The sequence below is a fragment of the Caballeronia humi genome, assembly GCF_001544475.1.
Classification (GTDB): domain Bacteria; phylum Pseudomonadota; class Gammaproteobacteria; order Burkholderiales; family Burkholderiaceae; genus Caballeronia; species Caballeronia humi.
On the sequence record NZ_FCNW02000045.1, the window covers coordinates 24824 to 38526 of the forward strand.

A 13703-nucleotide genomic window follows, 5' to 3' on the forward strand; every position below is an offset into this window, starting at 1 on the left:
ACTGAACATGCGAACCTGGCTTGCATTGATCGTCGCGCCTTCGCTCGTGCTCGCGTGCCTCGGCGTGAACTATGCGCTCGTGTCCACGGTGGCAGCGCCATGCGCAGTCGCGAGCGTCGCGCCGCTCAACAGCGTGAGCGTCGCGAGCTTCGCGGTGTGCGTCGTCGCAACAATCGCCGCTTGGCTGCGCTGGCGCTCGGCGCGGGCAGGCGTTCCCTCCGACAGTTCCGCGCGGCCGGCGCGTGCGGGATTCGTCGCATTGGTGGCAATTGGCGTCGGCGTGCTGTCTGCCTTGTCGGTTCTCGCGATATCGATACCGCAATGGTTGCTCTCGTCATGCTGATTCCGCGAGCGTTCGCCGTCGCTGCACTCGGCTGGGCGGGTGGGGCAGAAGCGCACGGGCTCTCGACGGGCGATCAAGCCGCGCTGCACTTTGGCTGGAGCTTCGAGCCGTGGGTGGTCGCTTTGCTCTTGCTGAGCGCTGCGCTGTATGTCGTCGGATACGTGCGCTTAAGAGCGCGCAGCCGACAGGCGCGAACGGTACGCGCCAAGCATTGCGCCGCGTTCGCGCTTGGATGGCTCGCGCTTGTCACCGCACTTGATTCGCCGCTCGACTCACTCGCCGTCGCGCTCTTTTCCGCACACATGTTGCAACACGAAGCGCTGATGTTGATCGCTGCACCCCTGCTGGTGATCGGACGGCCGCTCGCGGTATGGATGTGGGCGCTGCCCGTTTCGTTGCGCGTTGGCGTCGGCTGCGCGGTGAGGTCACGCTGGATTCGCGCGCCCTGGCGAACGATCACGACGCCGCTCGCCGCATGGCTGTTGCACGCGGCGGCGCTATGGGGCTGGCATGCGCCGGTGTTCTTCGAAGCGGCGCTCGCGCGTCCCGGCATCCACACGCTTCAGCACGCGAGCTTTCTCGTGAGCGCACTACTCTTTTGGTGGACGGTGTTCGGCAACACGCAACGCGGCGAACGGAGCGCTCACGCGATGCTTTCGCTCTTCACGACGATGGTCCATACCGGCGCACTCGGCGCGCTGCTGACGCTGTCGCCGGGGCTCTGGTATCCGTCGTACATTGAAAGCACGAGCGCGCTCGGCTTCGATCCGCTGCAGGACCAGGAACTCGGCGGGCTCGTCATGTGGGTGCCGGGCGGACTTGCTTACCTCGTCGGCGCACTCGCGATCGGCACGCGCTGGCTGACGAAGCGCGCCCCGGCGCCGATGCGAACACGTGCCGCGCAGGACGGCTGACATGAACCTTTCGCTTTTCAGACGCATGGCGGTTGCATCGTTCGCGCTCAACGCGCTCAACGCGGCCGGTGCGTCGTCGGCGCCGTCGACGGCGGTCGAACGCGGCGCATATCTCGCGAAAGCCGCCGATTGCGCCGGATGCCACACCGCCGCCAAAAACGGCGCACCGTATGCGGGCGGCCTAGAGATGAATTCGCCGTTCGGCACGATCGTCAGCAGCAACATCACGCCGGACAAGCGTCACGGCATCGGCTCGTACAGCTACGACGAGTTCGCGAGGGCGCTGCGCGAAGGCGTGGCGCGCGACGGCAAGCGGCTCTATCCGGCAATGCCTTACCCCTCGTTCGTGAAGATCACCGACGACGACATGCGCGCGCTCTACGCTTATATGATGCAAGGCGTGCCACCGGTCGCGACCACGCCGCCGCCGTCGCGCGTGCCGTTTCCGTTCAACCAACGCTGGGCGCTCGCTGCATGGGACTGGCTCTTCGCGCCTTCGGGCACCTTCACGCCAATCGCCGGTCGCGATGCCGGGTGGAACCGTGGCGCGTATCTCGTGCAATCGCTCGGCCATTGCGGATCGTGCCACACGCCGCGCGGCGCGGCGTATCAGGAGCGCGGCTACGACGAATCGTCGAAGGAATACCTCGCGGGCGGCATCAACGACAACTGGTATGCGCTGAACCTGCGCGGCGATCCGGGCTCGGGGCTCGGACGGATCTCCCGTGATGACATCGCAGCGTTCCTCAAGACAGGGCACGGCGGCGGCATGGTGACGTTCGGCAGCATGGTGCAGACGGTGGAGGACAGCCTGCAGTATCTAAGCGACGACGATCTTCGCGATATGGCGACGTACCTTAAGACCCTTCCCGCGACCGGTGCAGCCGACGGGCAATTCCTGGCCGACGCAACGCGCGCGCTCAAAACCCGCGCGCCCGACGCGCCGCCTGCGATCGGCGCGGCGGTCTATGCGTCGTTCTGCGCGGAGTGTCATCAGCCGCGAGGAGAGGGTGTCGCGAATGCGTTTCCGAAGCTGGCGGGCAATCCTTCCATCATCAGCGAGGACACCACTTCGCTGATCCGTCTTTTGGTCGAAGGCGGAAACAGCCCGGCGACCCAGCACGGTCCACCGCGCCAGTCGATGCCCGCATTTGCGACCACGCTAAACGATTTGCAGATTGCGCAAGTTCTGACCTTTATCCGCGCGTCATGGGGCAACGACGCACGGCCGGTCACGACCAACGACGTGGCGTCTCTTCGCCGGCAACTGCATAAATAGGATGTCCGGGTCAAATGGGCTCCGGGTCGATGTGGATCGCGCCGCGCGTCGGCTAATAGAAACGAACTGCCGTTTGACGAGCGTAGACTTAGCCGGGCCGCTGCCGCCGACGATCGCAAGCTTGCGTCTTGGATGCGCGTTGAAGGTCGCAGCGTGCGCAATCTGTCGAGCGGGCCCATAGCCGAACTCGACGTCGACAAATTCGCTGCCGTCCGCCGATACCATGAGCGGCTTCGCATCCGGCGTGTCGATCGCCACGGCGGCCGTGCGCAGCATGGGTCGCGATCATTTGCTCCTCGTCGACGAGCGCAGCGTTTGTGCTAAAAGCGAATCCGAGCGTGTTTACCGTGGTGCACGTCTGCACACTGGCACGAGGATACCGACGCTCATCGCGTGCCCGCAACCACGTGTTGCGCAGCCAACGACCGCCGCAATGCCGCATGTGACAGCGACGCTGTACCCGACGTCCGGCTAGGTCAGCGCGCGCCGGTTGGCGGTACGGGCGCTGAGCTATTGGTCGAGCACCGATAATAAGCGCCGCGTTTCGGTCGAACAGCGAATGCGAACACTTGACGGTTTTATAGTTCGGAAGGCTGTAGACGAGCCGGCATCCCCTTGCGCTTCGACGCGTTTGACGGCGCGCCGCAATTGCATGCGGTAGCCGGTTAGGAAGAACGTGTATATACCGTACGCCACGAACGTCATTCCGATCTCGGCGATGAATCGAATCGCGTCGCCGGTCGCGAGAATCATGATCACCGTCCCGATCTCGATGACAGCGGGACGATCGTCAAGAGTACGAGGCTGCGCAGGACCCGGTACCCTTCCGTGCCCTTTTTCACACCGCGCACGATGACGCCCGTTGCGCACTGCTCGCGCGTTTCGTGCAGGTGTCGCCGAGCAGAAGGAGGACGGCGTACGCAAGCACGAAGAAGAAAGCTCTCGTCAGGGCAGAAAGCCAAAGACGGCACGATGATTGCGGAGGGTATCCCGGCCAACCTTGGACGTGCAATGGGGAAACTTCTTGGGCCCGCCACGGCGGGCCTTGTTTTACCTCAAACAAGGCGCAGCTCGGCTCGACTGTGCACCTCGAGTACCCGCCTTGAACCGAAGAGGCGCCTCCCCAGTGGCATGCAAGGTTTCCACTCTGGAGCTGTCACCTACGGTGCGGGAGGTGCGACGAGGCCGTCGTTATTAGCATGCGCGTTTACACTCGTGTCGATTCGACAAAGCCGGCGGCGTAGAAATTTCCGGTTTTCGACAAGCCGGCGTCGCCACCGAATTCCCACCTTGCCTGTCCGAAGCTTCAGGCGAGATGATCAGGCCGCTTTACAGAACAAAGCGCGGACTAGACCAATTGCCTTTGTAGCGAGACTTAGCGGTTTTCTGAACCGGTTGATCGTCCTTCACCGGTTCGCCGTCCCGGAAGGCAATGCCTTCGAGCAGCAGCTGGATTTTCCGGGCCGTTGACGCAGCGCCAGGTTTTCTCGACTTTCCTGTTCAGGGCGGAGACCCGACCGACCAAGGTCTGTCGCAATACACAATTGCGCGTACGCTGGTGCGAAGGCGCAGGTCTGCCCGCGGCGTGACGCCGAAGGCGGACCTGCCGGGGGTGCCACGACAAGCTCGCCATGCGCTGTCGGGACGAAATCTGTCCGTCGAGGCAAAAGCCGCGATTTCAACGCCTTCCTAGCTGCGGCGCGACCCGCTGTGTCCACTCCCGCTCCGACTCCGCGCGCGCTTGGACCGGCGGGGAATCTCACGACGTCGTTGCGCATCCGTGACACCGGTACTCACTTGACGGTACCGCGTCGAAAACTTGGTCACGTCTCATTGAGGTGGCGGTGAGTTAAACATTGTCAAGGAAAAACGGGGCTACTGGGTGTGCCGCTATTTTGATTCGGCGAGTATCTATGCCCGGGTGAAGGAGTCTCGCTCGGACCTCGGCAGAGCAAGTAGTGGAGCACCGGTGCCGGCGTCATTATCCGCGTACAACTTGCTCGCAGTCGTAAGCGGCGATCCCGCATTGTTTGCAGAGAACCGCGCAATGGATTACTTTCCAACTGATGCACGTTCAAACAATCTCCCTTGACTACCTGAAATCAAAATGGGCCGAAAGTAGGTTCTAATCGGAGGCAACATGGATTTTGCCCGAACCGCAACCTGGGCAACCGCAATTAAGAACTTGAATCCGGACAATGACCTCAGCGTCCCACTGAGCGATTTCCTGCGCCGCGGGCAACACTTTGCCGAGTTCTGCGCGTTCTCGTTGCGCGAGTCGAGCTTGTGCGATTTTCTCGGCGAGGCATGTAAATGCGCCGCGGCAGCGTGCAACGCACCAATGGCGAAGGTTCTCCAGCTGGGGAAGAGCGCGAATCGGCTCACCGTAATCGCGCAGTGGGGCATGGGCCACGACGTCGTGGGCAGCGATGCAGGTTTGGCCGAGGAGGGGAACCCGCCCGGCCAGGCACTCGTTGAGGGTACGCCCGTCGTCGTCCCAGATCTATCCGAATGGCCAGACGCCCGGGTGCCCGAGTTGCTCCGGCGATTTGACGTCACTACGTCCATTAATCTTCCGCTGATCGGGAGGAGCGGGCCGTTCGGCATCCTCGAGGTAGACTATCCTCAGGCATATCAGGTGGGGCCGGTCGAAATTTCCTTTCTCGCCGCAGTCGCCTCCGTCGCAGCTGAAGGCATCGAGCTCATGTCCCAGCGAGAGGCGCTAACGGTTCAGCGCGACCTTAAGGAGGTATTGCTTCGGGAGCAGCAGCATCGCATTCGCAACAACTTCCAGTCGATCGCTAACCTACTCAGTATCAACGCCGTCAAAACCAAAGATGACGCGGCTAGACGCGGCTTCCAGTCCGTTGAGCGGCGCGTATTCGCGCTCGCCTCGATGTACGATCACCTTCTAGGGTTGCACGAACAGCGCGACGAGGTGGACCTAAGTCGATACTTGGGCTCTCTTTGCGACGACCTGCAACAATTTTACGCATTGAAGGAACAAGGAATCTCGCTCCACTGCAACCGACGCCTAGGCATGACGGTCGACCTCAATACCTGCACGACGGTAGGAACCGTAGTCAACGAACTTGTTGCCAACGCGATTGAGCATGCGTTCCCGGATGGTGTCGGTCGAATCGAAGTAGCGTTGACTTCCAACCGGGAAGGCTCCGTTGAAATATGCGTTGGCGATAACGGTCGAGGAACTCGCGTTGAGCAGTGCAATGGAACCGGTCTGCAAACCGCACGTCAACTCGTTACCCATGTGGGCGGCACTCTCACACTGCAGAGTGACCCCGGGAAAGGCGCACTTTGGACCATTAGCCTGCCGTCGAAGGGACATAGCGCCGCGTAAGCGAAGAGAAAGACAAAGCCACCGGAAATAGCATACGGCGATCATCTTGTAGTCAGCGGTGCTCTGGACAGTGTGCAAGTATGGTCGCGGCCGTCTCCAGGGGCGCGCTTGCTCGAGTCCGCTTCCACGTGATCCGGCATCAGTTCTCGCTTTGCCAAGACTTCTTAGACGCCGGGACAAACGCACACGGCCAGGATTTCAGGCAGCGTCGCCGTCTGTTATTTCCGGGGCGATCGCCGCATGGTTAATGAGGGCAACGAGCGACATTCCTCCGATCACATTGCCGCTGAATGTCGGAAGAAGAAACACGAGGAAGTAGTCGCTGAGGCTCGCAGTCCCGCTCATTACGGCATACATAGCCTCTACCGATCCCGCGATCACGTGGGACAACTTGCAGACGGCAACGACATAGGTCACTAGCAAAATGGTAAGGAGTCGAGCCGATCGCGCGCTCGGTAAAAGCCACACCATTAGCGCGATCAGCCAGCCTGCGAACACCGCGCGCACCACCGTCACTTCGAAACTGCCTGAAAACGGCGCCTGCGCAATGTGATTAAGCGCGCCTTCGACGTCCGCTGAGAACACCCCCGGCAGCTGGAGCATCGCGGCAAAAATGGCCGTGCCGACGAGGTTCGCCCCAAGGACAATCCCCCATAGCCGTAGTGCCTTGCGAAAGGTATTGAGGTCGCGGCGGGTGAGCACCGGAAGGACAGCGCTCAGGGTGCTTTCGGTGAACAGTTGCTGCCGCCCGAGAATGACGATGACAAATCCGATCGTGTAGCCAAAGCTGTCCACAAGCGAGCGCCACGGGCTATCGGGAAGCGCGCTTTCGAGGACTGCCTGCGTCAGAAATGAAAAGCCCATCGACAGGCCCGCCGCCAACGCCGACCAGGCGAGCGCCGAGACGGTGCGCTCCATAGCCGCCTCGCCCTCTTCCCGGACGATTTCATGGATGACGAGTGCGGGCGGCGTTGAGTGGTCGGCGGCCTGCTCTTGTTCGCCCTCGTCGAGGTGAGGTGAGTTGGAACCAGCCTGTGTGTCGGACATATAATCTCGTCGAGGGCATGGGGCGTAGAGAAGCGGCGGGACGTTTCCACGGCAGCCCTAAAGCCGCAGGAATGATGCCCGGACAAGTTCCCGGACCTGATATGACTGCGGCATGATTTCTCTGGCAATGCTCGCGACTCAAAGGTCCCAGTTGCATCTCTCGTAATCCTGCTGCCGGAGATCGAAGGCGTTGTTGGCTCCAAATCCCGTTCATCGTCGGCTCGCGGTCTAATGGGCATACGCACGTTTCCGTGAACGATGCAACCGTCTGCTGCATGAACCCGCTGAATAACATATCCCGCGCTTCGTCCAGCCCGTCATCAAGGAAGCGTAGGATGACATATAAGAGCACAATGAAGACGGGAAACATCAGCGTCGACAGGGGCTGCGACGTCACTCATCATCGGTCATTCTCTCTTCCTCATGACCCGCCTGTTTGAGTAGAGGTTTGAAAATGACGCTGGCTCTGAATCACGCACTTAGACGCATCTTTACAGCGGCGCAGTACTCGCGTGGATCTCATTGTGCTGACGGTCCGGCTGACGCAGCATATGAGAGCGGCAAACACGCTCTCGCCGACGTGGAAGACGACTGGTATTCCGAAGCGATCAACTTCCGGTTCTTGGCAAACGGAGTGTGGCATCGCGGCTTGATCACTTACGAGGCGTTGGAAATTCGGCAGAGTCACTGCGGGTTTCTAGATTCACCACTGGCCGTCTTCCTTTATTGCGCCACTGAGATTCGGCTGACAGCGGCGGGCGAGTACCGTCTACGTCAACGGGAACCGATAGTGCTCGTGCATTAAGTGATCTAGTGCGCGGCCGCCCGGTTGCAAGCTCTAGTCGCGGGCGCTAAGCCCCCATACATAACGGTCCCAATGCGTGCAGGCGCCTCCTCTACGCCGAGTGCCATTCGCATCTTCCGTCAGCGCCCTTTCGTGCTGGCCGCGTTGCAATCGCAAACCGCGTTGCTCGCCACGGGGAATCAGTCGCGGCGAAAGCACCCTTCGGATGTCGATCTCTGTGCTCCGGAGGCTTGTGCAAGCAGGCCATATTAGGACTTGTCAATCCGGTACCGCCGGAGGCTGATTTTTGCCGGTACGCAGACTCGTTTCGGCTGCTCTTGGTCTAAAGTTCCGGGTTGGTAATATCGCCTTCAACGATTGAATGAGCCACTGCTTCCGCAGCTGCTACTCCCTCGTGCTTTGTTGGAAACGGTCCAAGCGAGGGAGCGCCAGCAAAAGGAAACAGCAGTCTGTTGTCCGTCTTTCGAACCACCTTAAGCGTGCCGTAATAGCCGCCGCCGGGGCTCGGTCGATAGGATGCGTAAACGGCGTAGTCGTCGGCGGTCATTCCGGGGAGCGGCGGCACTATCAGCTTACTATGAAAGAGCTTCGGTTTTCCTATCCTCTTACCAAATGGCATGGCAAATCTCCCGTTCCTGCGCACAACGCGTCGCCAGCAACATAAGAACATCAGACCATCCTCTTTGAGCGGCTGTAATCCGGCGGGGGCAACGATCGTCGCCGAGGCCTGGTGTCTGTCTCGTCTAAACCCTCCGTTCTTCCAAACTCCTCCCAGCGAATGCTGAGCTCGCAACCGCCGGACTTAGACCGGTCGCGAGGCAGTGAGCAAACGGCATGCCGACTTTGAAAGCGTCCGCTATTCCTTTAATTTCTGATTGAACTTGAGGCCAGGCCTTGGGAGGAACCGACGCTCGCATACGCGTGGAGCAGCTCAGAATGCGCATCTCGTTATCAAAGGCCGGTGCTGCACTGCTTTACACACCGATTGTAAGAACGCGCTCGCTGCCTATAGCGTTCGCAATAAATTGCTTCGCCTGTTAGACGAACAAACGGTTATGCCGGTTTTGTCGCGAGTGGCACAACGAATGCTGACCGCGCTTAGCCGTCTAGCGCTGTCACGGCCTCCAACCGATCGTTCGACCAGGATCTCTTAACATGAAGATCGCATTGATCAGCGAGCATGCGTCGCCTCTTGCGGTTGCGGGAGGAGTTGATAGCGGCGGTCAAAATATCTATGTCGCCCACGTTGCGCGGCAACTCGTTCGCTGCGGACATCAGGTGGATGTTTTCACGCGTTGTGACCGGTCGCTATTGCCGCTCATCTCCCGCTTCGACGGTGTGCGCGTCATCAATGTACCGGCTGGTCCCGCGATCCAATTGCCGAAGGAGCAGCTTCTGCCGTTCATGGAAGAGTTCGCCCGCTACACGATCGAATTCTTTCGACGCGAAGAAACGCCTTACGACGTGGTGCACGCTAACTTCTTCATGTCGGGGCTTGTCGGATTGCACGTGAAGGCGGCACTGCGCACGCCGCTCGTCACCACGTTTCATGCGCTCGGCCGGGTGCGACGCCTCCATCAGGGCGCAAGCGACGGGTTTCCCGATGCGCGCTTCGGGATCGAAGACATGCTCGTGCAAGGCTCCGACTCCGTGATCGCCGAGTGCCCGCAGGACGAAGCCGACCTGGTGTCGCTGTATCGCGCGGACCCGGCGAACATCGATCTCGTGCCGTGCGGGTTCGACAGCGACGAGTTCTTTCCGATCGACCGCGCCGAAGCCCGCGACGAGCTGGATTGGCCGCAGGATCGCTTCATCGCGTTGCAACTGGGGCGCATGGTGCCGAGAAAGGGTATCGACAACGTCCTGCGCGGCATTGCCGCCTGCAACCGCGAGCTGGGCGAGGAGGCGCATCTTTATGTGGTCGGCGGTAACTCCGACGACCCCAATGAGATCGCCACGCCGGAAATCGGTCGGCTGGCGGGCATCGCCCGTGAATGCGGTGTGGAAGAACAAGTAACCTTCCTCGGACGACGTGCACGCCAGCGACTGCGCCTCTTTTACAATGCGGCAGACGTCTTCGTTACGACGCCGTGGTACGAACCGTTCGGTATTACACCGCTCGAGGCCATGGCGTGCGCGCGACCGGTAATCGGTGCCGATGTCGGCGGCATTCGCTATTCGATTGCACATCGGCAGACGGGGCTACTCGTGCCGCCGAAGGACCCTGCTGCGCTCGCGCACGCTCTAGTCGCGCTCAAACGTGACCCCCAACTTGCGTACCGCATGGGCGCGGCGGGCCTTCAGCGCGCGCAGCAGATGTTCACATGGCGCGGCGTCGCCGAGTCGCTGGCGTCGATCTACGCGCGTGTGGCAGGCGTCGAGATTGACGAACAAGCAGATGTTGACACAGTCGATGCGAGGCTCGCGGCGGGGAGCGCGTCCGCATGAGCAGCGCTGCGATCTTTCTCGACAAGGACGGCACGCTGCTCGAAGACGTCCCCTACAACGTCGATCCCAACGCGATGAAACTTGCGCCCGGTGCACGCGAAGCGCTCGCGATTTTTGCGGACCTCGGCGCTCTGATCTTCGTCATCAGCAATCAGGGCGGCGTCGCGCGCGGGCGGTTCGAGATCGGCGCGCTCGACGGCGTCGAAGCGCGGCTGCACGAACTCTTCGCCTCATGCGGCGCGACGCTATCTGGTGTGTACTGGTGTCCGCATGACGCGCAGGGCACGGTCGCGCCTTACAACTGCGCCTGCGATTGCCGCAAGCCCGCGCCGGGCATGCTGCTGCGTGCCGCGCGCGAGCACGACCTGGCGCTCGAACGAAGCTGGTTCGTCGGCGACATCCTCGACGATGTGGAAGCCGGCCGACGTGCAGGTTGCCGCACGGTTCTCATCGACAATGGCAACGAAACGGTATGGCGCCGCGGACCGCTGCGCGAGCCGCACGTGTTCGCCGTGGACATGCACCGCGCGGCGCTCACGATCCGTGAATCGATGGCGAATCCCGAGGCGGCAAGATGAACGGCGAACCGATCCCCCTCACGCTCGAAGCGCACGCACGCGCGCCCGCAGTCACGCCTCATCATCGCGCGTGGGGCAGCGACGTCAAGCGCATCCTTTGCATCCGGCTCGACAATCTGGGCGACGTGCTGATGACGACGCCGGCCCTACACGCATTACGGTCCGCTGCGCCGCAACGACATCTCACGCTGCTCGCCTCGCGTGCAGGCGCGGCCGCAGCACGTCATCTCGACGATGTGGACGCCGTCATCGAATACGACGCGCCCTGGGTCAAGCAGGACGCGCCCATCGATTTCCACCGCGACCTCGCGATGCGTGAGCGCCTCGCCGCAGGCAACTTCGATGCGGCCGTAATTTTCAGCGTCTACAGTCAGAACCCCTTGCCCGCTGCGATGCTGTGCCATCTGTCGGGCATCGGCAGGCGTCTCGCACATTGCCGCGAGAACCCGTATGGCTTGCTGACCGACTGGGTCGCGGAAACCGAACCGCAGCAGGGCACGCGTCACGAAGTGGAGCGCCAGCTTGCTCTCGTAGCACACGTGGGCGCTGAAACAGAGAATGAGCGGATGCGCTTCAACGTATCGCCTGAAGACAGGGCGCGGCTCCGGCAGCACGGACTGGCGCTCGATGCGCCCTACTTCGTGATCCACCCCGGCGCGAGCGCGGCATCGCGGCGCTATCCCACCGAACGCTTCGCCCAGGTCGCGGCGAGCCTTGCGAGCCTCACCGGTCATCGCATCTACGTGACCGGCGGCCGCGACGAAGCCGCGCTCACCGCACAGTTGAGCGCCGCGCATCCGAACGCTGTCGATCTCGCGGGCACCCTCGACCTCGGCGAACTGGCCGCGCTCATTCAGGGTGCAAGCGTGCTCATCTCGAACAACAGCGGGCCGGTGCATCTTGCTTCCGCACTCGGCACGCCCGTTGTCGATCTCTACGCGCTCACGAATCCGCAGCACATGCCATGGCAAACACCGAACCGCGTGCTCTATCACGACGTGCCGTGCCGGTGGTGCTACCGAAGCGCCTGTCCCGAGGGCCATCACGCATGCCTGAACGGCGTGGCGGTGGAAGACGTCGTCGCCGCTGCGTGCGAACTCCTCGAAGCTCGCGACACCCTGGCACTTTAAACAGGTAGAAGCCATGTACACACTGGGAATCAACGCGGTGTATCACGACAGCGCCGCCGCGCTGCTGAAGGACGGGATCGTCATCGCCGCGGCCGAGGACGAGCGCTTCACGCACGTGAAGCACGCAAAGCGCCCCGTGCCATTTTCAACGTGGCAACTGCCGTTCGACGCCATCGACTACTGCCTGAAGGAAGCGGGGATCGAGCTAGCCGACGTGGATCACGTCGCGTATTCGTACGATCCTCGCCTGCTCTCGACGATGCGCTCAGGCTCCCAGCCCACCATCGAACTGCCGCTGGAACCGGGCAGGAAGCCGATGACGAATCCGTCCGAGTCGCCGTGGGATCCGCTCTTTCTCAGCTATATCGTGAATGCCAAGTCGCAGTTGCTCGACGGCGCGCCGCATCACCTGCAAAAACGCTTCAATAGCGGCGGACGCCCTGCCCGCTTCGAATGGCATTACGTCGATCATCATCTGTCGCACGAAGCGAGTGCGTTCCTTGCCGCGCCTTTCTCCGATACCGCCGTGCTCACGATGGACGGCCGCGGTGAAGGCGTGACCACGAGCCTCGGACAATTCGTCGATGGCGAGTACAAGCGTTTGAAGCAAGTAGAACTGCCGCATTCACTCGGGCTGCTCTATGAAGCGGTGACGGGCTATCTCGGCTTCCTTCACTCGTCCGACGAATACAAGGTGATGGCGCTCGCCTCGTATGGCAAGCCGCTTTTCGTCGACCAGTTTCGCAAGATCGTGAAGTACCGGCATGACGGCACGTATACGGTCGATGCGCCTCGTCTGGTCGACCGTTTCGGGCCGTCACGCGAACGCGGCGGACCGCTCGAACAGCGTCACTTCGATATCGCGCATTCGCTGCAAGTCGTGCTCGAAGACACCGTGCTGGAGCTCGCGCGCTGGCTGCATGCGCAGACGGGTCTGGACTCGCTCGTAATGGCGGGCGGCGTCGCGCTCAACTGCGTAATGAACGCGCGGCTGCGCGATCGCGGGCCGTTCAAGGACGTATGGGTGCAACCCGCCGCGGGCGATGCAGGCACGGCCCTCGGCGCCGCGCTCTGGATCGACTATCGCGAGCGCGGCAGGCGAGGCGACGCAGGCCGGCGCTGGGTCATGGACCACGCGTACTACGGCCCCGGCTACGCGGACGAAGAGATCGAGCAATTCCTGCAATGGGCGAAGGTGCCTTACCGGCGCCTGACCGACATCGCTGGCGAGACCGCCGACATCCTCGCGAACAATCGCGTGATCGGCTGGTATCAGGGACGCACCGAGTTCGGTCCACGCGCGCTCGGTGCACGATCGATCCTCGCATCGCCGATCGATTCAGGGATGCAGGCGAAGCTAAACGAGATCAAAGATCGTGAGGACTTCAGGCCGGTCGCGCCCGTCGTGATGGAAGAGCACGCAGGCGACTGGTTCGTCAATGCGCGCGTCGCGCCGTTCATGCTCTTTATCTTCGATGTGCAGCCCGGGAAAGAGACACAGATTCCCGCCGTCCGCCATGTGGATGGCACCGCGCGCGTGCAGACGATCAATCGCAATCAGCACGCGCTCTACTACGATCTGCTTGCCGCGTTCAAGGCCCGCACGGGCGTGCCGGTGCTCGTCAATACGTCGTTCAATACGCGTGGCGAACCGATGGTCAATTCGCCGCGCGACGCGCTCGAATCGTTCTGGACGTCGCCACTCGATGCGCTCGTGATCGGCTCGTTTCTCATCGAAAAGAACGGAGCGCGCTCATGAGCACCCTCATGAGCGGCATCTCGGATGCGTTCGACGAGGACA

General features: G+C 61.8%; 11 protein-coding genes and 1 pseudogene. 8 read left to right on the forward strand and 4 right to left on the reverse strand.

Annotated features, from left to right (window positions below):
* Nucleotides 1-7 precede the first annotated feature (7 nt).
* The 3 genes from AWB65_RS27285 to AWB65_RS27295 are packed head-to-tail and all read left to right on the forward strand — an operon-like array spanning nucleotide 8 to nucleotide 2536.
* Entirely contained in the window at nucleotides 8-343 is a 336-nt protein-coding gene (locus tag AWB65_RS27285; protein ID WP_087670127.1) for a hypothetical protein, read from the forward strand.
* A complete protein-coding gene (locus AWB65_RS27290) occupies nucleotides 322-1257 on the forward strand; it encodes a cytochrome c oxidase assembly protein (protein ID WP_374729765.1) in 936 nt (311 codons plus the stop codon). The genes AWB65_RS27285 and AWB65_RS27290 overlap by 22 nt, the downstream gene beginning before the upstream one ends.
* Nucleotide 1258: 1 nt before the next feature.
* The gene (locus AWB65_RS27295; RefSeq protein ID WP_087670128.1) at nucleotides 1259-2536 is read left to right on the forward strand and encodes a cytochrome c; all 1278 of its coding nucleotides are present in this window, start codon (nucleotides 1259-1261) and stop codon (nucleotides 2534-2536) included.
* Between the two features lie 510 nt (nucleotides 2537-3046).
* On the opposite strand, the gene AWB65_RS27305 is transcribed toward AWB65_RS27295, so the two are convergent.
* On the reverse strand, nucleotides 3047-3289 hold the full coding sequence (locus tag AWB65_RS27305; protein ID WP_125474217.1) for a hypothetical protein: 243 nt from the start codon (nucleotides 3287-3289) through the stop codon (nucleotides 3047-3049).
* 576 nt (nucleotides 3290-3865) lie between these two features.
* Nucleotides 3866-4091, reverse strand: a pseudogene (locus AWB65_RS37105) (hypothetical protein); the annotation flags it as partial.
* Nucleotides 4092-4676: 585 nt separating this feature from the next.
* Between AWB65_RS37105 and AWB65_RS27310 the strand changes: the two are divergent.
* On the forward strand, nucleotides 4677-5894 hold the full coding sequence (locus AWB65_RS27310; protein WP_087670131.1) for a sensor histidine kinase: 1218 nt from the start codon (nucleotides 4677-4679) through the stop codon (nucleotides 5892-5894).
* A gap of 198 nt (nucleotides 5895-6092) precedes the next feature.
* On the opposite strand, the gene AWB65_RS27315 is transcribed toward AWB65_RS27310, so the two are convergent.
* Complete coding sequence (locus tag AWB65_RS27315) at nucleotides 6093-6941, reverse strand: formate/nitrite transporter family protein (protein ID WP_087670132.1); 849 nt, start codon at nucleotides 6939-6941, stop codon at nucleotides 6093-6095.
* Between the two features lie 1127 nt (nucleotides 6942-8068).
* A complete protein-coding gene (locus AWB65_RS27320; protein WP_087670133.1) occupies nucleotides 8069-8365 on the reverse strand; it encodes a DUF6723 family protein in 297 nt (98 codons plus the stop codon).
* A gap of 536 nt (nucleotides 8366-8901) precedes the next feature.
* On the opposite strand from AWB65_RS27320, the gene AWB65_RS27325 reads away from it, so the two are divergent.
* The 4 genes from AWB65_RS27325 to AWB65_RS27340 are packed head-to-tail and all read left to right on the forward strand — an operon-like array spanning nucleotide 8902 to nucleotide 13661.
* On the forward strand, nucleotides 8902-10194 hold the full coding sequence (locus AWB65_RS27325; protein WP_087670134.1) for a glycosyltransferase: 1293 nt from the start codon (nucleotides 8902-8904) through the stop codon (nucleotides 10192-10194).
* Nucleotides 10191-10772, forward strand: a complete 582-nt coding sequence (locus AWB65_RS27330) for a D-glycero-alpha-D-manno-heptose-1,7-bisphosphate 7-phosphatase (RefSeq protein WP_087670135.1) — start codon at nucleotides 10191-10193, stop codon at nucleotides 10770-10772. Before AWB65_RS27325 ends, AWB65_RS27330 begins: the two co-directional genes overlap by 4 nt.
* Nucleotides 10769-11902, forward strand: a complete 1134-nt coding sequence (locus AWB65_RS27335; RefSeq protein ID WP_087670136.1) for a glycosyltransferase family 9 protein — start codon at nucleotides 10769-10771, stop codon at nucleotides 11900-11902. Before AWB65_RS27330 ends, AWB65_RS27335 begins: the two co-directional genes overlap by 4 nt.
* A 13-nt stretch (nucleotides 11903-11915) precedes the next feature.
* Nucleotides 11916-13661, forward strand: coding sequence for a carbamoyltransferase family protein (locus AWB65_RS27340; protein ID WP_087670137.1), 1746 nt, complete (start codon nucleotides 11916-11918; stop codon nucleotides 13659-13661).
* Nucleotides 13662-13703 lie beyond the last annotated feature (42 nt).

What these genes read in the sequence shown, in the direction of transcription:
- AWB65_RS27285 (WP_087670127.1), top strand. Translation starts at nt 8, where the DNA reads ATGCGAACCTGGCTTGCATTGATCGTCGCGCCTTCGCTCGTGCTCGCG.
- AWB65_RS27290 (WP_374729765.1), top strand. Translation starts at nt 322, where the DNA reads ATGGTTGCTCTCGTCATGCTGATTCCGCGAGCGTTCGCCGTCGCTGCA.
- AWB65_RS27295 (WP_087670128.1), top strand. Translation starts at nt 1,259, where the DNA reads ATGAACCTTTCGCTTTTCAGACGCATGGCGGTTGCATCGTTCGCGCTC.
- AWB65_RS27305 (WP_125474217.1), bottom strand. Translation starts at nt 3,289, where the DNA reads ATGATTCTCGCGACCGGCGACGCGATTCGATTCATCGCCGAGATCGGA.
- AWB65_RS27310 (WP_087670131.1), top strand. Translation starts at nt 4,677, where the DNA reads ATGGATTTTGCCCGAACCGCAACCTGGGCAACCGCAATTAAGAACTTG.
- AWB65_RS27315 (WP_087670132.1), bottom strand. Translation starts at nt 6,941, where the DNA reads ATGTCCGACACACAGGCTGGTTCCAACTCACCTCACCTCGACGAGGGC.
- AWB65_RS27320 (WP_087670133.1), bottom strand. Translation starts at nt 8,365, where the DNA reads ATGCCATTTGGTAAGAGGATAGGAAAACCGAAGCTCTTTCATAGTAAG.
- AWB65_RS27325 (WP_087670134.1), top strand. Translation starts at nt 8,902, where the DNA reads ATGAAGATCGCATTGATCAGCGAGCATGCGTCGCCTCTTGCGGTTGCG.
- AWB65_RS27330 (WP_087670135.1), top strand. Translation starts at nt 10,191, where the DNA reads ATGAGCAGCGCTGCGATCTTTCTCGACAAGGACGGCACGCTGCTCGAA.
- AWB65_RS27335 (WP_087670136.1), top strand. Translation starts at nt 10,769, where the DNA reads ATGAACGGCGAACCGATCCCCCTCACGCTCGAAGCGCACGCACGCGCG.
- AWB65_RS27340 (WP_087670137.1), top strand. Translation starts at nt 11,916, where the DNA reads ATGTACACACTGGGAATCAACGCGGTGTATCACGACAGCGCCGCCGCG.